This is a genomic window from Tenggerimyces flavus, assembly GCF_016907715.1.
Lineage (GTDB): Bacteria > Actinomycetota > Actinomycetes > Propionibacteriales > Actinopolymorphaceae > Tenggerimyces > Tenggerimyces flavus.
Map to the genome: position 1 here is coordinate 1,677,732 of NZ_JAFBCM010000001.1, position 19,148 is coordinate 1,696,879.

Sequence of the window (19,148 nt, forward strand, 5' to 3'; positions counted from 1 at the left end):
GGACGCCTCGGGCGAGAACTTCGAGAAGGTCCGGGCGACGCAGTTGGCGGCTGCCCGCGCGCTGGTCGAACCCCACGGCCGCATCATTGCCGAGTACTACGACGCCGGAGTGTCAGGCGTCGGCGAGTGGGCAGACAGGCCGGACGCATACAGCTTGCTCCAATCGATCCAAACGCCCGCGGTCCACGAGGCCACCGCAGGGCTACGGTTAGACGCGGTCGTGGTCTACGACGTTTCCCGAGTGTCCCGCCGTGGGGACGACTTCGCGGAGCTGCACGGCGCCATGCTCCGCGCCGGGATCGAGCTATGGACAGTTGCCGGCAACGGGCCACTCTCGAACTGGACCTCCCCGCTCGTGTGATCTCTGAGAGGTCCCTCTCGCCTCTTCGGTTGGGGCCTACTGTCAGGGCCGGGCGGGCTGCCTACCCTGTCTGTCTGCCCACCACCCGTACCCCACCACACCCACCCTTAGCGGACGGCCTACGGCCGACAGCCCTCCAACTACGCCGGCTCCCGTGTGCTGAGCATCAGGTGGTCAGCCGGCCTCCGGGTCGAGCATCGCTCCTAGCTGTCTTCTTCGCCGTGGTCGATCCCAAGGGTGAGAATGTCGACGACCTTGTCCAGGATCGCCTGATCCTCGATGAGCTCGGGAAGTCCCTGCTGTGCCCGTTCAGCGACAACACGACGGCGGACCTCCTCCAGACGTTCAGCGTTCGGCCGGCTGGACCGATGAAGTCGCAAGCCCTCCGCAGACGCCGAAGAATCGTCCGAGGGCTCGCCCAGCCCCTGCCGAGATCGCCGGCTACCCATTCGGCAACCGATCGCGCATCCTCGTTCCGAAGTCCGCAGGCATGTGCGGCTCAGTGGCATCCAGACGAACCCACACCCGCTCGACCAAGCCCGACGCCCGCTCGGGCGCGATCAGCACCCAACCACCGTCATCACGCTCTACGCGCTTGGTGACACGGCCCACGATCCAGCCGCTCCCGCACCTGTCATCCCTGAACCGCACCAACCCCATGTCCGAACTCACGTTCGAATATTAGGCGAGTGAAATCGAAGGGTGGCAAGCGCGGTCCCCTACTCGGCAGCCGGCTGGACAGATTCGAATGGCGCCGGGGCTCGACCCGACACGCCGGTAGGAGTCGGCCCCGAAAGTCTGACTCGCATGCAGTCTGTGGCACCGTGACGCTGCGAGTGGGCGATGGCGTTAGGAGTTCGTGGTGGACGAGCTGGAAGTCCGGTTGTTCGTGGGTGACCATCTGCCATGGGATCCGCCGGTCCCGTGGAGCGAGCTACCGACAGTCTCGGTGACGGCAGGCGCGGATCGGCCTCTGCGTGAGGTGTTCGAGGAGGCGCTGACCCGGTTCGCAGAGGTCCACGAACTGTCCTACTACGGCGGGGACCACCAGGACATCCACTTCTGTCCACACGTCGAGGAGATGGACACCAACGTGTTCGACGCGATCGAGCGCGACGTTCTGTACGGGATCGGTACGAGCGGTGAACTGATCCTTGATGACGAGGATGTCGCGTTCCTTCGGGTCGGTGATCTGCGGCGGGCCGCCGAGTCTGGGTACGCGCCCTACGATCCGAACCGGGTCCTCGTCTATGAGAAGCACTACGAGGGTGCCGGCGGGGGCGGCGAGTACGTCCTGGCCTTCCTCCACGAGCACTGGGAGTTCTTCGCGGGACCCGGACTCGCCATGCTCTACAGACTCGTTCCGATGCTGAGGTACCGCCGGACCGGCGGCAGGTCAGGCAGTGGCAGCATCAAGGAATCTACGACGTGGAGTACATCCGCAGCTTCCTTGCGAAATGGGACGACTGGACGCCGTCAAAGGTCGGCAAGATCGTAAGCCTCGATGACGACTCCGCGGCGCGGATGCTGATTGACATGGGCTATATCCAGCTCCCCACCGGTCTGTATGTCCTCGGCGTGACCGAGGACGCGATGCAGAACCGAGACCGCTGGATCCGATGCGAGCAGACCGCGCGGATCCACCCACGCCGACGGTGACCCGCCTAGCCACAGCGACGGCCGCGACATCACCAATGACCACGTCGAAGTCCGCGTTGCGCGACCGAAGGGGGCTCTGGTAGCAGCCAGGGTCCTATCGTCGAACGCGTCCTGCAATGTCGTATCGGGCGGTGAACGCGAGGAACGTAGCGGCACCAACTGTGAGGGCGATCCAGGACGGAAACCCGGTTCGGCGATGTAGGCGCTGACCGGAACCGCTACGCCGAGAAGGACCCTTCCAGCGAGCCAGAGCGGCCGTCCATGCCGCACCCGAACGGGAAGGTCGGCGACCCACAACCCCAGCCAGGGCCAGCATGCCTTGTCGTTGCGGCCTTTCGCCGGGTTGGGCGTGGGCGCGTTCGGCGTCCCACGACGGCACGCCTCGCGGCTCGACTCCCGGCTCGTGTCCGGCTTGTGCGCGCTGGTAGCGGTCCTCCGGGCGGTCGTAGGAGTGCATCAGGATGTCGACGATCGAACGGCAAGGTTGCCAGAATGGCCTCAAGGGAGGTCAAGCGTGCCGACGGCTCCCATCCGCCCGCCAGATCCCATGGGTCGGCGAGACACCAAACAATCAAGAGTGCGACTGGGATCAGGAGCCCGAGACCCAGTTGGATCGATTGCGGAAGGTGCGCGCGCCGTCCTGCTGTGTCCGAGACCTACAGCCGCGCGGTACCATCCACCCCTCGTTACAACTTCGTGGGATCGCCGCTCCTGGGTGTGGGCGGGTCGAGTCGGTCGTGACGTGTTCGCCAGATCGCGTCGAGAATCGCACCCCCAACGAACGCGACGAAACCGCAAGTGAAGATCAGGGTGCTGTTCATGGCTAGTCCAGCAATCGCGACGGGCAACGCAGCTGGCCTGAGCCATCCGCTCAGCAACGGCTGGAGCTTCCACCTAGTTGCCTGCCACACGAGCCAGACCTCGTATGCGGCCGCGGCCAGCCAGAGCAGCCACACCGGCACGGCGTCAAAGTTCATTCGCTGAGTTCACCAGCCGTTCCTGTATGAACGGTATCCGTAGTAGAGCTGGACCCCTGTTCGCCATGTGGACCGATAGCGATGCTTGGACCAAGCGTAGCGAAGTGACCTGTTGTGGCTGACGAAGCGTCTCTTGCTCTTGTACTTGAACTTCCAGAAGCGTCTTGCTTTCCCAGCGTGCCGCGCGATGTGCTTGTAGTTTCTCAGTGCTCTGAATCGCGTACCGACAACATCGATGCCCGTATTGATAAGCGCCGACTTTCCACTCTGCCAGCCCTTGCGGTACTGGTAGTAGTTCCAGGCGGCACTCGCTGCGGCAGCGGCCACTGCCGCACCGAGGCAGAGGCCGGCCGTCGCGAAGATGCACGCACCCATTGCGGCGAAGCCGGCCACCGTTGAGGCCCTCCTAAGGAACTTGCACCATCCGCGACACTTGCGCTTCTTTCGTTTGCCGTCGAGGTCGAACTCGTTGACAGGGTCGAGGGGATACGTGTACGCGTTGAGGTTGCCGCCGGGTACGGGGTCGGTCTGGAGGAAGCGGCCGAGCGCAGCTGCGTAAAGCCGGACACCCATGAGAGTGAGGCCTGCGAGGGTCTCGCTCGAGCGTTGTTTGCCGCCGAGCCAGCCGTAGCGGCTGGGTGTAGTGGCCCCGATGGGGACGCCGTATTCGTCGGTCGAATAGTTGGCGTCGGGTTCGGTGGCGGTTCCGTTGGTGGTGGCGGTGACGTCCCCGTGGAGGTTGACGGTCTGCCACGTGACGGTGCCGGTCTGGTTAGCCGTGGCGGCCAGATTGCCACCAAGGTCGGTGATGTTGCGTGTCCATTGGGTGTGGTCCGTGGTCTCGGATATCCAGTCGGGTGAGTCGGAGGAGGTGTCGTTGAAGTGGTTGGTCTTGACGACGCCTGAGCCTGAGTTGGTCCAGGTCTTGAGTCGGGCAGCGTTGTCGAGGCCGTAGGTGAGGGTGGTTCCGTCTTGTGTGAGGCTGCGGACGAGGTCGTTGGTGTAGTAGGTGGCGGTGAGGTTGCCGGTGCCGGCGGTGGTGTCGGCCGCGGGGAGAATGGTGATGCGGCCGTAGGCGTCGTAGGCCAGACCCGCATGGGTACCAGCCGGCTGCAGGCGGTCCGCAGAGTCGTAGGTCGAGGTTTGGGTGGCCTGCGGGGTGGTGGATTGGCATTTGCCGTCGGAGCCGACGCCGTAGGTGATGCGGGCGGTGCGGTTGGAGTTGGCGTTGAACTGGTACCGGCGGGACAGGCATGAGCCTGAGCCGTTGTCGCCGGTCAATGCCAGTCGGCCGAGTGCGTCGTAGGTGTTGGTCTGGTCGCGGTAGACGTTGGCGCCGGTGGAGTTTTGGGTTCGCCATTGGCCGTGGATGTTGGGTGCGACGGTTTCTTCGAGCCAGGTTTGGTCTTGCGCCTGGCGTTTGGTGAGTTGTTCGCCTTCGGCGTCGAAGGAGGCTGTGTGGATGAGTCCGTTGGGCCAGGTTTGTTCGATGAGTCGGCCTTCGATGTCGTAGCGGCCGGTGAAGGCGCCGGTGATGCCGGAGACGGTCATCGAGGTGGGGTGGTCGCGGGGGTCGCCGTTTTGGTTGTAGGTGTTGGTGACGGTGGTCTTGGCGTCGGCGACGGTGGCGACCCGGCCGGCGCCGTCGTAGGTGGTGGTGACGATGTTGCGGGCGTCGCCGGTGGCTTCGGCTGAGTCGGTGTAGGTCTTGACGCGGCCGAAGTCGTCGTAGGTCGTTGTTGAGGTGCTGGTGCCGTCGGTGACCGAGGATACGGCCCCGGTTGTCGTGTCGTAGCTGGTGGTCTGGGTCGGGATGGCGGTGCCGATGCCGCCTGTGGTTTGGCTCGAGGCGGTGCGCGTGGAGTAGCCGGCATTGTCGAACGTGGTGGTGTCGGTGCGGGTGCGGGTCGTGCCGCCGGCGTCGATCACGGAGTCGGTCGTGGTGGTGGGTCGGTTCAGGTAGTCGTAGGCCGTGACGCGGGTGATGACCAGCTGCGGCAAGCCGGCGACGCCGGGGTTGGGGTTGGCGGGTTTGGTGACGCAGGCGAGGTTGGCCCAGGCGGGTTTGTTTCCGCACGTGGCGTCGCGTGGGTTGGTGCCGCTGGTGTAGTAGATGGTTTCGGTAGTGCCGGGTCCGCCACCACTGGTTTCGGATGGCATCCGGGATTCGATCGCGAGCCCGGAGTCGGGGTCGTAGCGGGTGATAGTGGTGGAGGCGATGCCGTCGGGGTCTTGGACGACGCGCATGGGTGTGCGGAAGGTCCAGCCGGTGGCGTCAGTGGTAGAGAGGGCGTAATCGTTGCGGGTCGTGCGTTTGTCCTGCTCGTTCGTCGGCGCCGTGGTCGGCGAGAGGCTGGCCGCGGTGTATGTCGACGTGACCAGGTGGAGGAGATCGCCGGCGGGGTGGGCGAGCTCGGCGCCGGTGTCGTAGTCGGTGTGGGTGTGTTCGCGGGCTCCGGCGGTGGTGCCGTCGGGGAGGACGACGTCGCGGAACGGGCCGTAGGTGTCGGTGACGTCTTTGCCGTCCGGGCTGTAGATGCTGACCTGCGACAGCGCCAGGGCGCGGACGGCGACGTCGGTGGAGGTGTAGTCCGACGACAGCTCCCGGGTCGTGTCCATCGCCATGGCCCGATTGGCCGCGGACAGTTCACGGACTGTGTTGCCGTGCTTGTCGTACTCGGTGGTGGTGATGGCCCAGCCGGCTTCGCCGGCGCCGTTGCTGGGGCCGGTGTACTCGGCAGTATTCGTGGTGCGGCCATCGGCGTCGATGTAGGTGACGGTCGCCTCGCGCAAGTCGGTCCGCGACGCGGTGTCACCTGGTCCGAAGACCGCGGTCGCGGTGACTGGTACGGTCTTCTGGCCCCAGGCACCGACCTTGGCCGTGGTGGAAAGGTCGGGCCGGAAGGCCGGGTTGCTGGTGTCGGGGGTGCGGGGCACGGCGTATTCGAAGGTGGTTCGTTCGGTGCCGCTGCCGTTGGCCGGGTTGTGCGTCCGGCTCACGGTGTGGACGCGGCCGGCGGTGTCGTAGCCGAGGCTCCAGGCTTGGAGCCCCGCCGGCCTTTCGCTGGCGAATCGGCCGGTGGCGTCGTAGGTGTAGGTGGTGGGCAGCACGGGGGTTGCTGGGTTGCAGGCGATGGGTTGGGTTCCGGTTCCGGCGCCGGACACGGTGCGTGGGTCCCACGTCTGCAGCAGTCTGCCGCTGGTGGTGTCGTAGGCGTAGCAGGCGACGTCGACCTTCAGCTCCGCACCGGTCGCGGTGGTGGTACGGAACGTGACCGCGGTGAGATGGCCGGCGGGGTCGTAGCCGAACTGCAGTGCCTTACAGCCAGCCACCCACGTCGTGCAGGACGCCACTCCCGGTGGGAGGGGGGCGAGCATCTGGGTGGCGCGGCCTTCGGCGTCGTAGGTGTAGGTGGTGTTCTGGTTCGACCCGGGCTGGATCACCCGAGCGATCCGGTAGGTGTGGGGTGCGTTCTCCTTCGGTGGCGCGTTGAACGCGATCGCCGGGGTGAACACGGTGGTGTTGCCGTCCAGGTCGCCGATCCGGAACTCGGCCGGCCCGTTCGCACCACCACCCACGGTCGTGAGCCTGTCGTCGGTGGTGGCATCCTCGCCGGTCGCTGCGTAGGTGCCGTCGCTCTTCTTGGCGAACGTGGTCACCGCGCCCTCGGAGTCGGTGACGGAAACGTTGAAGCCGCGGTCGGTCAGGCCGGTCCAGTCCGCCGCGGCGGCGTCGACGGACATGCTGGACACCCAGCCCGGGCCGAAGATGCCTTCCTCGACCAGGCTCATCGAGTCATAGAGCACCGGTTTGGTGGTGGCGTTGGTGGGGCGTCCGTTGTAGAGGCGGATGAACGCCTCCGTCGTCCCCGCCGGCAGCGAGGCCCGCAGCCGAAGCGGAACCCAGGTGTCCACCACCGTCGGCAGGTTCGTCGGCACCTCAACATAGGGATCCGCGCCGACCTTGTAGTACAGAACGGCGCGCAGCACCCGCGGCTGCCCACCTGTGTCGATCCCGGTCGCCGATGGCACGTAGATCATGGTCGAGAAGCTGTAGCTGTGCCCGGCCTTCATCCCGAGTGCCATCGAGCCGCCGTTGGCGCCGATCGCGGCATAGGTGTCGATATCGGTGGCTGACGCGCCGGACGGGGTGATCCGCAACGCCTTGCCCCCGCTGGCGGCCGGCGTCGACGAGGTCAGCGTGACGCCTGGCGCCAGTCGGGTGACGAACCCGCTGGTGTCGGTCTCGACCTCGGTCTGGTTCTCCGACAGCAACTGCGGCGCACCCTCCGGCGTCGCGTTCGGGGTAAGGGTGTTAAAGGTGCGGGACAAGGTCAGGTCCGAACCGAACGAGTCGATCGACGCGTCGGTCTCCGACACCGACATGTTCCCCGACAACGGCGACACCGAGCCCGGGCCAGCGTCCTCCGATGAGCCGACCACATCGGTCTTGTCCAGCGTCACCGACACCGCGTCGGTGGTACAGTTCTCTGTTGCGCCGCCGCTACCGGGGGTGAAGCAGGCCTGCAGCGACACCGTGGCTTCGACGCCGAAGATAGTGGCGGGCATGTTCCACTCGACGGCGGGCACGTTCGCCGTCGGCCCGGATCCGGCGGTCACTGGCACCGGCCACGCCGATACCGGCTGCGAGTCCACCGTCACATGCTCGGGCCGGATGGTCTGCCAGGACTGGGACTCGCCACGCCGGTACTTCCAGGTCACACCGGTGAACGAGTTCGCCGCCGTCGCGGACAGTTTCGCGAACCTCGGTGTGCGGCCATTCGACTCCGGGCTCGTTATGCCCGGTGTCGTGCCGAACACATAGGTCGCCACCGGCGATACGTTGTTGGCGAAATCGACAGAACGCACATACAGGGTGTGCCAGCCATCTCCCGGCGTGATCGACACTGTCTTCGATGCCCCGCTCGTCGTGGCAACCGATTCCGGTGCGGCCATCGTCTCGTCGTCAACCGCATACACGTACCGCGTCACGGCCGTGCTCGAGGAGGCGAACGTGAACGACGCGGCCGCCGTCGCCGTCCACGCGTTCCGCGGGTGGGTCGAGCTCGTCACCGTGGTCGCCGGCGGGGGCGGTGGCGCGAGCTTCTGGAAGTAGCCCTGCACATCGACGGTGGTCCCGGGTCGTCCGCCGGAGGAGAGGATGCTGATGTAGCCGTTCGAGCCGGGTTTGACGATCACCGTATTCGTCACGTTCGCATCAGCCGCCGTGTAGGACAGGGTCGACATCGCCGGACGCACCGCACCCGACGGCCAGACCGTGAAGAAGCCTGAGCCCTGCGGGTCGATCGCGGTCACCGACAACACCACCGCGGTTACGCCGGCTGGTGGGATGACCTGCACCCCGGGCTGCAGGTAGCGGGTGGCGCCGAGGATCTTGATCCCGCGTACGCCGCCGGAGCTCATCGGGCCTTGGTTGTTGATCCGGTCCGGCGTGATCGGCACATACAGGTCGCGGCCGGTCTGGGTGTTGTCCAGGTAGTAGCCCTCGACGTCGACGATCAGGTCCACCTGGCCCGACCCGGTGTAGACGGAGATCTTGCCGCCGGTGCCAACCTTCACCTGCGCCAGAGCAGACATCGCGCGGCTGGCGCCGACCTGCAACGTGGACACGCTCGGCCTGGTCTGACCGGCCGGCCACGAAATCAAGTTGGTGTCGACGGTCGCGTCCACCATGGTGAAGTTCACCGCCACCGCGGACACGTTCGCCGCCGGCACCCCACCCACGCCGAGTACCGTCACGTCGCGGGCCACTCCGGCCTGCAGCGGGGTCTGCGGTCCGCCCAGGCCGATGCGGGTGTCGAAGATTCGGGTGTGTGTCAGCGGGACGAATGTGCCGCCTGCGGTGGTCACGGTGTTGTCGGTGAAGAAACCTTCCACGTCGAACACCACGTGGGTGTCGCCCCAGCGGTTGAACACCTCGACCTGGCCACCGGGCCCGATTTTGGTGATCACGGTGTTCGTCACTGGCTTGCCCGCAGTGATGGTCAACGATGCCGTCGACGGCCTCGTCTCACCGGTTGGCCAGAGCGTCAGGCCCGAATCTGCCGTGGAGTTGACTGAGGTCACTGCGAGCGCCACCGCCGACACACCCGACGACGGCACTCCACCCACACCGGTCACGGTGTAGGTGCGGGATTCTGCTTCGCCCAACTGGCCTGTCGCCCCGCCCAGGCCGGTCCTCGAGTCCACGATCCGCGCCGGTTGCAGCGGGACATACTCCCCCGCAGCCGGCGGAGTCGACTCCAATGCCACCTGTTCCGACGGATTCACTCCTGCGGGTTCGGCAGCCTCGGCTGTGGCGACTCCTTCCGGCGGAATCACCAACGCCACCGTGACAGCCAACGACAGCCCAAGAATCAGCCACCGCCGGACCGCACGACCACGCCGCGAACGACCCGTAATCCAGGCAGAACGGCGCGAACGCATCGGAATATACGTGGAAACGGACATCCGAACCCCCCCAAGGATCCAGCACCGCGTCAGCAGAGAGGCCAAAGGCTGCCATTCGCAGCTCCGCACGTCTACGGCAAGGGAATTGACGTGGACAGAATCGGTCATCACCACATAGCCAAATGCCTTCGAAAGGGCTCGATCCGGACTGTCGCCGTCCAGCGGTCATTGGCGAATGGCTAACCAGGGAGGTGGTTGCAACGTTTACCCTGTGTCGAGCGCACCCGCCAGCGCACTACCTACATGCTCGCTGTGTACGCAGGCGTCGCCGTTCCCATGGGTAGCGCACGATGACCGTCGAACGCCCACGCGGTGGACTGGATAGAGAGGATTGGGGTGGAGCGGCGACATCATCGAAATCGCGCCACTCTGGTACGAGCCGGCATCGACCGACTCGCAAAGTGGCGCAATCGACGTAAGTTCCGCCGCATCGCGAGACGATTCGTCCGCGGCTCCTAGCGCTGCCCAAAGGCCATCTTCAATCGGGCATTTCGGCCCTGTTGGATAGCGAACGCGGTCAGTCTTGCCGTTAACGCTCAGCGAGCGCACGTTCGCAAGGGGGACATAGTGTCTGGAATTGACGTCATGGACCATGGCGCCGTCGGTGACGGGGTGGCCGACGATACGGCGGCGATCCAATCCGCCATAGATTCCGCGATCAGCGCCGCCCAGCCGCGTCCGCGGCGGGTGATCTTCCCCGCCGGCACCTACCGCACAACAGCGACTCTCACCGCCGCCGGGTCGGTCGAGATCTGCGGCGAAGGTCCGGAACGCACCGTGCTCGTGCCACCCGCCGTTGCGACCGGAATCTCCCTCGGAAGCACAACCCCGGGACAGAGTCAGCCACACGGACTGGTGCTGCGGGACTTCACCGTCCGTGGAACCGGTACGACCGCGAACCCGATGATCGACATCCAGCAGTACGGGCGCAAATGGGTCGTCGAACGTGTCCACTTCGACAATGGATTCGGTGACCGTCCCGGCCTCCGCGTCTCGACATCGTGGGTCGGCACGATCCGGGACTGCAACTTCTGGAAGTTCGGCACCGAAGGTACCGCTAGCAACCGCGCGGCGATCATCGTCAAGCCCCAGCGTATCGGCACCGGCGTCGGCGCCTTGGGCCCGATCAACAACCTCGTCATCGATGGTTGTGCCTTCGAACGTGTACAGACCGGGATCGACCTGCACGACCCGGCCGAGACCGGTACCACCACGACTATCTACAGCGTTGACATCAGGAACCCGCGGTTTAAGAACTCAGCAACCAGCGGCTCCATGCCCAACTCGATCGGCATCCGCAGCGGCAACAACAACACGTTCAACGTGCAGGTGTCGGCACCCTTCTTCGAAGACTTCGCCGTCGGCATGGTCGTTCGCGGCTGGGGATGGATCATCGACGCCCCGTTCGGCCAGTCCGCGGCCACGCTCATTGACCTGGTAGCCGGCGGCGGACACTCGATCCGAGGCATGGTCCTGCAGGGCGCAACCGACAACCGAATCGGCACCGGCGTGCACTGCCGCAGCACCATCTCTGGCAATTGCGAACTCCGACTATGGAAATCGGTCGGAGCGGCCGGAACCGTCGACAATTCCTGGATCGACGACACCGCGGGCAGACTCGCAGTTATAGCCGCATAACAGACAAAGAGACGAGATTTTTCTACTGGCGGTGACAAACAATTCGGTCGCGATGACCTCACCGTTTTTGTGAATTCACGTACACCGACGTCGTGCCGTGGCTATGTTGTGCCGGCTCGCTCGGCGGCGCCGAGAAAGGGCTCAGGAGGGGTGTAAATGGGGGGTAGGCGACATGTCGTTTTCTCGTAGATCGCTACTTGTCGGCGCCGTCAGTGGTGTCGGCCTTACCGCAGCGGGCGCGTTGGCGTTCGGTGACCACGAGGCCGCCTACGCCGCAGGCGACATCGCAACCGTGAACTCCTACCGGGCACAAGTCGTCGTGGTCGGTGGCGGCGTCGGAGGAGTCGCCGCAGCGCTGGGCGCGTTGCGCAATGGGGCAACGGTCGTGCTGACCGAGGAGACCGACTGGATCGGCGGCCAGTTCACCTCCCAGCTGGTCCCAGCCGACGAACACCGCTGGATCGAGCCGAGCACCGGCGCGTACGGACAGACCCTCGCCTACAAGAGCCTGCGCGCCGCCGTCCGCCAGTTCTACAAGACCCACTATCCGGTCACCGAAGCATTCAAGACCAACACCCAACCCAACCCGGGAAACGCCTGGGTGTCGCGGATCGCCGCCGACCCGGCGGTGTGGCGGATGTGCATGTGGCAGCTGCTGATGCCCTACCTGGCTGCGGGCAAGCTGAGCATCCTGCTTGGGCACCGCCCGGTGTCGGCGACCAAGAACGGCGCGGCCATCACCGCGGTCGGGCTCGAGGGACCGGATGGTGCGATCCGGGAGGTGTCCGGCAGCTACTTCATCGAGGCCACCGAGCTCGGCGACCTGCTCCCGGTCGTTGGTGCCACCAGCTGGGTTGGGCGGGAGAAGGGCGGACCCAGCGGCACGAACGAGCTCCACAACACCAACCCGACTGAGGACTCCGACGACCAGCAGGGCTTCACCATGGTCATGGCTCTGGGCTACGACCGGACCCGCGCCGACGTCCTGGACCACCGGATCAGCAAACCGGCGTCCTACGAGACCCATCGCCCCACGTTCGCGAGCTTCTTCGCCGCCAACCTGTTCGACCCGAGCAGGGACTACGCCTACGCCGACGGCCCGAACTTCTGGCAGTACCGCAGGGTCGCCGCGCTGTCCTCGTTCACGCCCGGTGCGTTCATCGAGGAAGTCTCCCTGATCAACTACCCGTGCAACGACTTCAAGACCGGCAACCTCGTCGGGGTCGACGATGCGGTCAAGCAGGCGAACATCGAAGCTGCCAAGGAGCTTTCGCTCTCCCTGCTGTACTACCTGCAATACGAGTCTCCCCGCCCCGACGGCGGCGGCACGGGTTACCCGGCGCTCCGTCTGCGTACCGATGTCACGGGCACGATGGACGGGATTGCCAAGGCGCCCTACGTCCGCGAGGCCCGCCGTCTCGTCGGTCTGGGTCGGATCGCCGAGTGGCACATCGGGGTCGACAACCGTGTCCAGCTGCTGGGCAAGCCGGCCGACCAGCTCACCGCAGCCACGTTCGCCGACAGCGTCGGCACCGGGCACTACTGGATCGATGTGCACCCCGGACCGAAGAACCCGAACGGGCTGTGGATCCGCAGCTACACCTACCAGATCCCCCTGTTCGCCATGATCTCCAGAAACCTCGACAACCTGCTCGCCGGCGGCAAGACGATCAACACCAGCCACATCACCAACGGCGCCTACCGGGTTCACCCCACCGAATGGAATATCGGCGAGTCCGCGGGAGTGCTCGCGGCCTACTGCCTCAGCGGCAACACCAACCCCAAGACCCTGCGCAGCACCTCCGCCACGCTGACAGCCTTCCAGAGCCACCTGAGGGCACAGGGCATCCAAACCGACTGGCCAAGCACGACGCGCAACCAGTGGCTCAAACCCCCGACCGGCGCCTAGCGATGTTCATCCCGCGTGGGGCATCCGGCACCGCAGCGCCAACCCGTCCCATGCGGACAGCCGGCACAGATGCCCCAGCGTCAACACCTCCGACCTGGCATTCACGTTGGCGAAACGTCCGCGTGGGCACGATTGCGCTCATCTTGGCCACCTCGGCTGGAATAGCTGTACGCGTCGCCCTGTGGTGGCAGAATCGCTCGTTCTGGCGTGACGAACTTGCCCTCGTGCAGAGCCTGGACGACTACTCGGCGCGGAGGTTGCTCGGACCGCTGTCCGACGCTCAGGCCGCCCCACCTGGCTGGCTCCTCGCGATCCGCGCCGCCACCAAGGTCTTCGGCGACAGCGAACGCGCCTACCGCATGCTGCCTCTTCTAGCCGGCTGTCTCACACTCGTCCTCCTCGCCCTCCTCGCCGTGCGGCTCACCCGCAGCCACTGGGCCGCGACCGTCCCCGTCGTCATGTTCGCGACCGTCTCGGAACTGGTCTTCTACAGCGCGCAGACCAAGCCCTACACGACAGACACCCTGCTCGTCACGGCGCTGCTCCTGGTCGCCGTCGTGCACATCCAAACCGGCAAAGCAGAAACCGGCAAGAGACATACGGGCAAGGGAGATCTCGTCTGGTACGCATGCCTAGCCGTCTTTCCCTGGTTCTCCCACGGCGCCATGCTGAGCATCCCACTGCTCGCCTGCTGGGTCGCCGTAGTCCACTGGAGGCGACGTCAACGCAGCCTTGCACAACTATCGGTCCGCCTCGCGTTTCCCGCGGCCTCCGTCCTCGCGGCAGCGCTGTGGTCGCGGCACCTCACCAACCAGGTGCCCGACTTCGCGACCTACTGGGATCGGTTCCTTGGCCCGGAAACTCCATCGGACTGGTGGCACTGGACCACCTTCGCATTCCAACACCTCGCCCATCATGAGCTCGGCGCACGACTGTGGTGGGCGGGCCTGGCTCTCGCCGTCGCCGGCGCGGTAGCTGCCTTCCAGCGGAGCAAGGCGACCGCCCCCCTGCTCGTCCTCCCAACGATCACCGCCTACGTCGCCGGCCTGCTCGGCGTGTATCCGTTCGGCCACCGACTCATTTCCTTCTGCGTTCCAGGACTGGTGATCTGCGTCGGCGTGCTCGTCGACGAAACGGCCGCCCGTGTCGGACGAAACGCTTTCGCACGCGCGGCGGCAGGAGTGCTCACCGCCGCCTTGATCCTCACCACCGTATGGACAACCCCGACCAGACTCCACCACGACCTGACCTACCTGTACGGCGGCGACGACTACCGCAGCGCCCTCACCTTCGTCGCCAGCAAATGGAACGACTCCGATCTACTCCTCGTCGGCAACGGCGACCGAGCCGCAGTACGCGTCTACGGACCCCGCCTCGGCCTACCCGCACACCGAACATGGCGAGCCATCCCCACCACCGACAAGACTCCCCGCCACAACTGCCCACTGCCAACAACGATCGCCCATGCACCAAAGATCTGGCTCATCACCGGCGACGTCGTGACCATCTACACCGGCACCACCAGCCGCACAGCACTCGCCGCTCCACTCCTCCAGCAATTCCATGTCGCCTACGCCCACGACAAAGGACGCGTCACCGTCCAAACCCTGATACCTGGCGCCGCCCCGAAGTCTTGGGAGACTCGCTGCCTCACCTACAAGCCAGTCGGCCCTCCCGGAACTCCTTGAGGTCGTCGCCGACCTCCGCCGGAGGTGTGCGCGTCCTAACGTCGAACACGTCCCGCCAGGTCGTATCGGGCGGTGAACGCGAGGAAGGTGGCGGCACCCACCGTGAGGGCGATCCAGGAGGGGAATCCTGGTTCGGCGATGTAGGCGCTGACCGGCACCGCTACGGCGATCACAACCCGTACGGCGAGCCAGAGCGGCCGCCCGTGCCGCACCCGTGCGGCCATATCGGCCGCCCACCCAGCCAGCCTCGCCAGCACTCCTCGTCGTTCCGGCCCTTCGCCCGGCTGGGCGTGGGCGCGTTCGGCGTCCCACGATGGCAAGCCGCGCGGCTCGTCGCCTGGACCGTGGCCGGCTTGTGCGCGCTGGTAGCGGTCTTCCGGTCGGTCGTGAGAGTGCAGGAGGATGTCGATGATCTTGTCGAGGGTGGCCTCGTCCTCGATGAACTCGGGGAGGCCTTGTTCCTTGCGTTGTTGGGCGACGATCCGCCGGAGTTCTTCCCGTTCCTCCGGGCTGGGAACGATCGAGTCGATGCGCTCTTCGGGCTGCCTCGGTTTCGGCATCCGCGCCATCGCCCGCTCATCCGACGAGGATGAGGACGGCTCGCCTCCGGCCGGGGCGCGGTCCCAGACGTCGGTCAGATCGCTCAATGCCTCGGCACGGCGCACGCCCGACCGCAGCGCCTCATAGGCGCCAGTGATCGTCCCTTCGTCATCGGCATCAACGGGCCCGTCACTACCGGCGGCCAGTTGACGCTGCCAGGCGTCGTGAACTTGTTCGTCGGTCAGATCTGGGGTCGGAGGGAGACCGAGCACGGTGAACGGGTCGAGCTGTGTCACGGCGGGGGTCGGACTCTCGGGTGTGGTCTGGGGTGTAGTCATCGTGGGCCTCCCGGTCCGAACACGTCGTCGAGGCCGTCCGGGCGTTGTGGTTGTGGGCGCTGTGGTTCCGGCGGCGACGGTGGGTCTACGTGCGTCGTTGGCACGGCGACGGGTTCGGGATCGTGGGTCGGAAGGCTCGGCAGGTCGTTGGGAACCGGATCCGCCGCCGCTGTTGCTGGGGCTCGTCGTACCGGCGCGACGTGGAGGTAGGTGGCGCTGTTGCCGTAGATGTAGGCGGCTTGTCCGACGGCGAAGTTGCGGACCCGGTCGGGGTCGAGGACCCAGGCGTGTTGGAGTCGGGCGGTGCCTTCGTCACCGAACCCACCGCCGATGATCTTTTTGCCGGTCTCGACGACCATTTGGGTGCCGGCCAGCTCGCACAGTTTCTGGGGGCTGGGTGAGCGCATCACGAACACCCCACCGGCGGCGGTGGCGGCGATGCGTTGCCGTTCGTCCTCGGTCGGCGCCAACGATTCCCAGGATTGGGCGCCGATCTGCACCGCCGCCCCCAACGACCGGAGCCGTTCGGTCAGCTCGTAGATGCGGACCTTCCCCGACACGGCGGAGAACTCGTCCAACGCCAACAACGCGGCCCGCTTCTCAAGGCCGTTCCCCGTGCCGCTTTCGATGTCTTCGCGGCCCCAGCGGGTGGCGGCGTCGGTGATCAGCGCCACCAACGCGCGGGCCTGCGCCTCCGCGACGGTGGTGCCGGCCGTGCCCTCGACGACGCAGTAGAGCACGTCATAGTCGGTGATCGAATCATCGGTGCCGGGGTTGGTGGGGTTGCCATCGAAGCCGGGTCCGAGCCGATCCAGAAGGGTTTTGTAGCGCAGCCGCACATCGGGGATCGACTTCGCCGCGCCTTGTACTTCGGTGAGTCGTTCCGGGATCCCGACGTAGGCCATGTCCAACCAGCCCGGGTCGAGCCGGGACAGAAAGTCCGCCGAGCTGGTCGGTGGCCCCGCTGGCGCGTGCACCGCTAGGTGGACGGTGGCGGCGAGGATGTCGGCGTAATAGGCCGCCGCGCCCTCCTTCGCCACCGGAACCAGATCCACCAGCACTTCCGTCAGCCGGGCCGGTGGGAGCGCCCACAGGTTCAGCGAAACCTCGTCCGGCCACATCCCGACCTTGCCCGCACCGAGGTCTGTCATGACGTCGAGGGCGCGTTCGGCGGTGTCGCGGCCGTCGAAGCCGCCCTTGGCGTCGATCACCACCAAGAGTGGCCGGTGTTCGCGGCCCTTGGCGTGCCAGCGTGACGCGGATTCCCAGAACCCGGCCCACAGCCTCAGCATCAGCGTCGATTTCCCGGCGCCGGTTGTGCCGACGATCAGGATGTGGTTGCGCAGCGACTTGTAGCCGAGCTCCAACACCTGACGCGGCAACACGTACACCGAGCGGATCACCGCACCGATGACCGGGTTGCCGCGCCGGGTCAGCATCGGCACCCCACCCGGAGCCCGGACCCGCTGCCTGGCGGTCCGTGACGCCCGGACCCATTGCTTGTAGTCGAACACCATCGGCGACGCCGGCGACCATCCGGCGAGGCCGGCTTCCATCAACCCGATCCTCGACCGCCACGCCAACCACCCGACGAACAGCCCAACCGGGATCCCGACCGGCGCCAAGTAGACCGCCGCGTCGAAGAACGCGCCCTGCTCTACGGCGGCCCGCGACTGCACCACCGCCACAAACGGGGCCAGCGCCATCGCCGCGACCGTCTCGCTCCGGTCGGCGCCGGGCTCGAAGTACCACATGATCCCGAACGCGCCGACGAACACGACCAGCATCGGTAACGACCACGCGGCAACCCCGAGGAGCCGGCGGGGTGGCCACCCTCGCAGTGACGCCAGCCAATAGGCGGCGACGGCGGCGAGCAGCAGCGGCCAGGCCAGCAGCAGCGCCGACACGACGATGAACCCGGCCAGCAGGATCCACACCCCACCCACCACCACCGCGAACAACAGGTTGCCGGTGAGGGCCCAGCCGAGTCCGAAGCCGAACCCGAGCACCCGCCGTACCACATGGAACAGTCGCATCAGAGTCCGCTCTCCCCGTCGTTCGTCGCATCGTTCGGCGCAGCGCCCAGTAGTACGGCGCCTGCCGGCAGTGGCTGGATCTCGATCCGATCCGCAGCTTGCGCCGGCAGGCTGGCCCGCGCCGCCTCCACCGTGGCCCGTGCCGCCGCCGACACCACGTACAGCACCCGCGCATACCGGGGTGTACCGCCGAGTCGGTTTGGTGGTTCGCCGTAGTCGCCGGTGCGGCCCAGAAGCTGCGCCATCACCCCGGACGTTCGGGTACCGGCCTTCGGTGTCAGCTCCACCTCAACCGCCCAGATCTGCCCCGCGAGATGACCATCCGCAACCTCAGGGCCGTCCGCCTCGGGTCGGTCGGTGTTGCCTTGCCACAGGATCTCGGCGTCAGGAACGTGGCCGTACCGGCCCACTCCGCCAGTGCCGGCGCCACCGCCGGGCCCGGCACCGTGCAGCGCCCGGAGCCGTCGTTCCGACCGCCACGCGCCCCCAGCCCGTCGGTATACCGGCCAGGCCTCCAACGCGAGCCTGACCGCGACACCGGCCCGAATGTGCCCCAGCCGCGACAGCGTCGGACGGCGAGCGGTATAGCCGAGGCCGCACCAGTCGATCCCACGTTTCGTCAACCAGCACCACCCCGGCCCGACGCCGAGACGCCCGGTCTCGACCAGCCCGGCCTTGCGCCACCGCATCGTCACCTGCCGCACCGCCGACGACGACGTCCGCAGCACCTGCTCGAGATGGTCCGACTGCAACCCGTACATCTCCCCGATCAACAACAGCGCCGCAACATCCCGAACGGACAACCGCACCTGCCCAGCGTCCGAACGGGGCGCACGAGCCCGCCCGTACTCGTCCTCGCCCGAGCCCTCCCTGCCCTCGCCGCCGCCCCCGGCGGGTTCGGAACCTACGGCCCCACGCTGCCAGCCGCCCCCTCGATCGAACGGCGAATCCTGCGGCACGCCGGTCGACGGCACCGCCGTTGCCGAGTGGGTCAGTACGTCGAACGGCAGTTCGCTGTCACGGATGGGAGCCTCGTGTTCGAACGCCCACAGGGCGGCACCGTCCGCGCTCGGGGCATGATCGGTTCGTGGATGGGCGGTGCCGTCCGTACCCGTGCGCCCTGTCGTCCCCGTCGGATCGGTCACTTCGGCGGCCTCACAAACCCCTCACATCCCCGTCACAGCGCCCGATTATCGCCCTACAATCGCCCTGACGCCGCGTAAGGGCGATATTAGCCCGAACCGGGCGCGGGTTTCCTGGTCTACCTGCATGAACATCCTCAAGGCGTGTGTTGCCGCCGAGCTTGACCACACACTCCCCACGAGCAAAAGACCGGAAGTGTGTGGTCAAGCTCAACAACAACAAACAGAGGATGTTCATGCAGGTAGACCAGGAAACAGAGATTGCCAAGATGGAACGATCTCGCCGGTGAGGGGGACGCCGTCCCCCTCACGCACCCCCAGCCGGGGCTCTGCCCCTGGCCCGCGCCAAGGGCGCTCCGCCCCTTGGGACCCAGGCCGGGGACTCCGTC

Annotated in this window: 10 protein-coding genes; 6 read left to right on the top strand and 4 right to left on the bottom strand. The window is 66.5% G+C overall.

The genetic code is table 11. The features are described 5' to 3' along the window. The first annotated feature begins 43 nt into the window (after nt 1-43). The 3 genes from JOD67_RS07750 to JOD67_RS41105 all read left to right on the top strand — a co-directional run bounded on the left by JOD67_RS07750 (nt 44) and on the right by JOD67_RS41105 (nt 2,020). A complete protein-coding gene (locus JOD67_RS07750) occupies nt 44-361 on the top strand; it encodes a recombinase family protein (RefSeq protein WP_205116613.1) in 318 nt (105 codons plus the stop codon). A gap of 862 nt (nt 362-1,223) precedes the next feature. Continuing rightward, nucleotides 1,224-1,859 carry a hypothetical protein gene (locus JOD67_RS07755; protein WP_205116614.1) on the top strand — a complete coding sequence of 212 codons (636 nt, stop codon included), beginning with the start codon at nt 1,224-1,226 and terminating at the stop codon, nt 1,857-1,859. 38 nt (nt 1,860-1,897) lie between these two features. Then, nucleotides 1,898-2,020, top strand: coding sequence for a hypothetical protein (locus tag JOD67_RS41105; RefSeq protein ID WP_275577057.1), 123 nt, complete (start codon nt 1,898-1,900; stop codon nt 2,018-2,020). 986 nt (nt 2,021-3,006) lie between these two features. Here the strand turns inward: JOD67_RS41105 and JOD67_RS07760 are convergent. Continuing rightward, nucleotides 3,007-9,348, bottom strand: coding sequence for an RHS repeat-associated core domain-containing protein (locus JOD67_RS07760; RefSeq protein ID WP_205116615.1), 6,342 nt, complete (start codon nt 9,346-9,348; stop codon nt 3,007-3,009). Between the two features lie 705 nt (nt 9,349-10,053). Here JOD67_RS07760 and JOD67_RS07765 point away from each other — a divergent pair. From JOD67_RS07765 to JOD67_RS07775, 3 genes are all read left to right on the top strand, one after another. After that, on the top strand, nt 10,054-11,106 hold the full coding sequence (locus JOD67_RS07765) for a glycosyl hydrolase family 28-related protein (RefSeq protein ID WP_205116616.1): 1,053 nt from the start codon (nt 10,054-10,056) through the stop codon (nt 11,104-11,106). Between the two features lie 172 nt (nt 11,107-11,278). Next, on the top strand, nt 11,279-13,015 hold the full coding sequence (locus tag JOD67_RS07770) for an FAD-dependent oxidoreductase (protein WP_205116617.1): 1,737 nt from the start codon (nt 11,279-11,281) through the stop codon (nt 13,013-13,015). Between the two features lie 458 nt (nt 13,016-13,473). Further along, on the top strand, nt 13,474-14,703 hold the full coding sequence (locus JOD67_RS07775; RefSeq protein ID WP_372442322.1) for a hypothetical protein: 1,230 nt from the start codon (nt 13,474-13,476) through the stop codon (nt 14,701-14,703). Nucleotides 14,704-14,738: 35 nt separating this feature from the next. Here the strand turns inward: JOD67_RS07775 and JOD67_RS07780 are convergent, their stop codons facing one another. From JOD67_RS07780 to JOD67_RS07790, 3 genes are read right to left on the bottom strand one after another with little or no spacing between them, the layout of a single operon-like run. Then, complete coding sequence (locus JOD67_RS07780) at nt 14,739-15,581, bottom strand: hypothetical protein (RefSeq protein ID WP_205116619.1); 843 nt, start codon at nt 15,579-15,581, stop codon at nt 14,739-14,741. Continuing rightward, a complete protein-coding gene (locus JOD67_RS07785; RefSeq protein ID WP_205116622.1) occupies nt 15,578-17,617 on the bottom strand; it encodes a helicase HerA domain-containing protein in 2,040 nt (679 codons plus the stop codon). The genes JOD67_RS07780 and JOD67_RS07785 overlap by 4 nt, the downstream gene beginning before the upstream one ends. Next, nucleotides 17,617-18,762, bottom strand: coding sequence for a hypothetical protein (locus JOD67_RS07790; RefSeq protein WP_205116623.1), 1,146 nt, complete (start codon nt 18,760-18,762; stop codon nt 17,617-17,619). The genes JOD67_RS07785 and JOD67_RS07790 overlap by 1 nt, the downstream gene beginning before the upstream one ends. Nucleotides 18,763-19,148 lie beyond the last annotated feature (386 nt).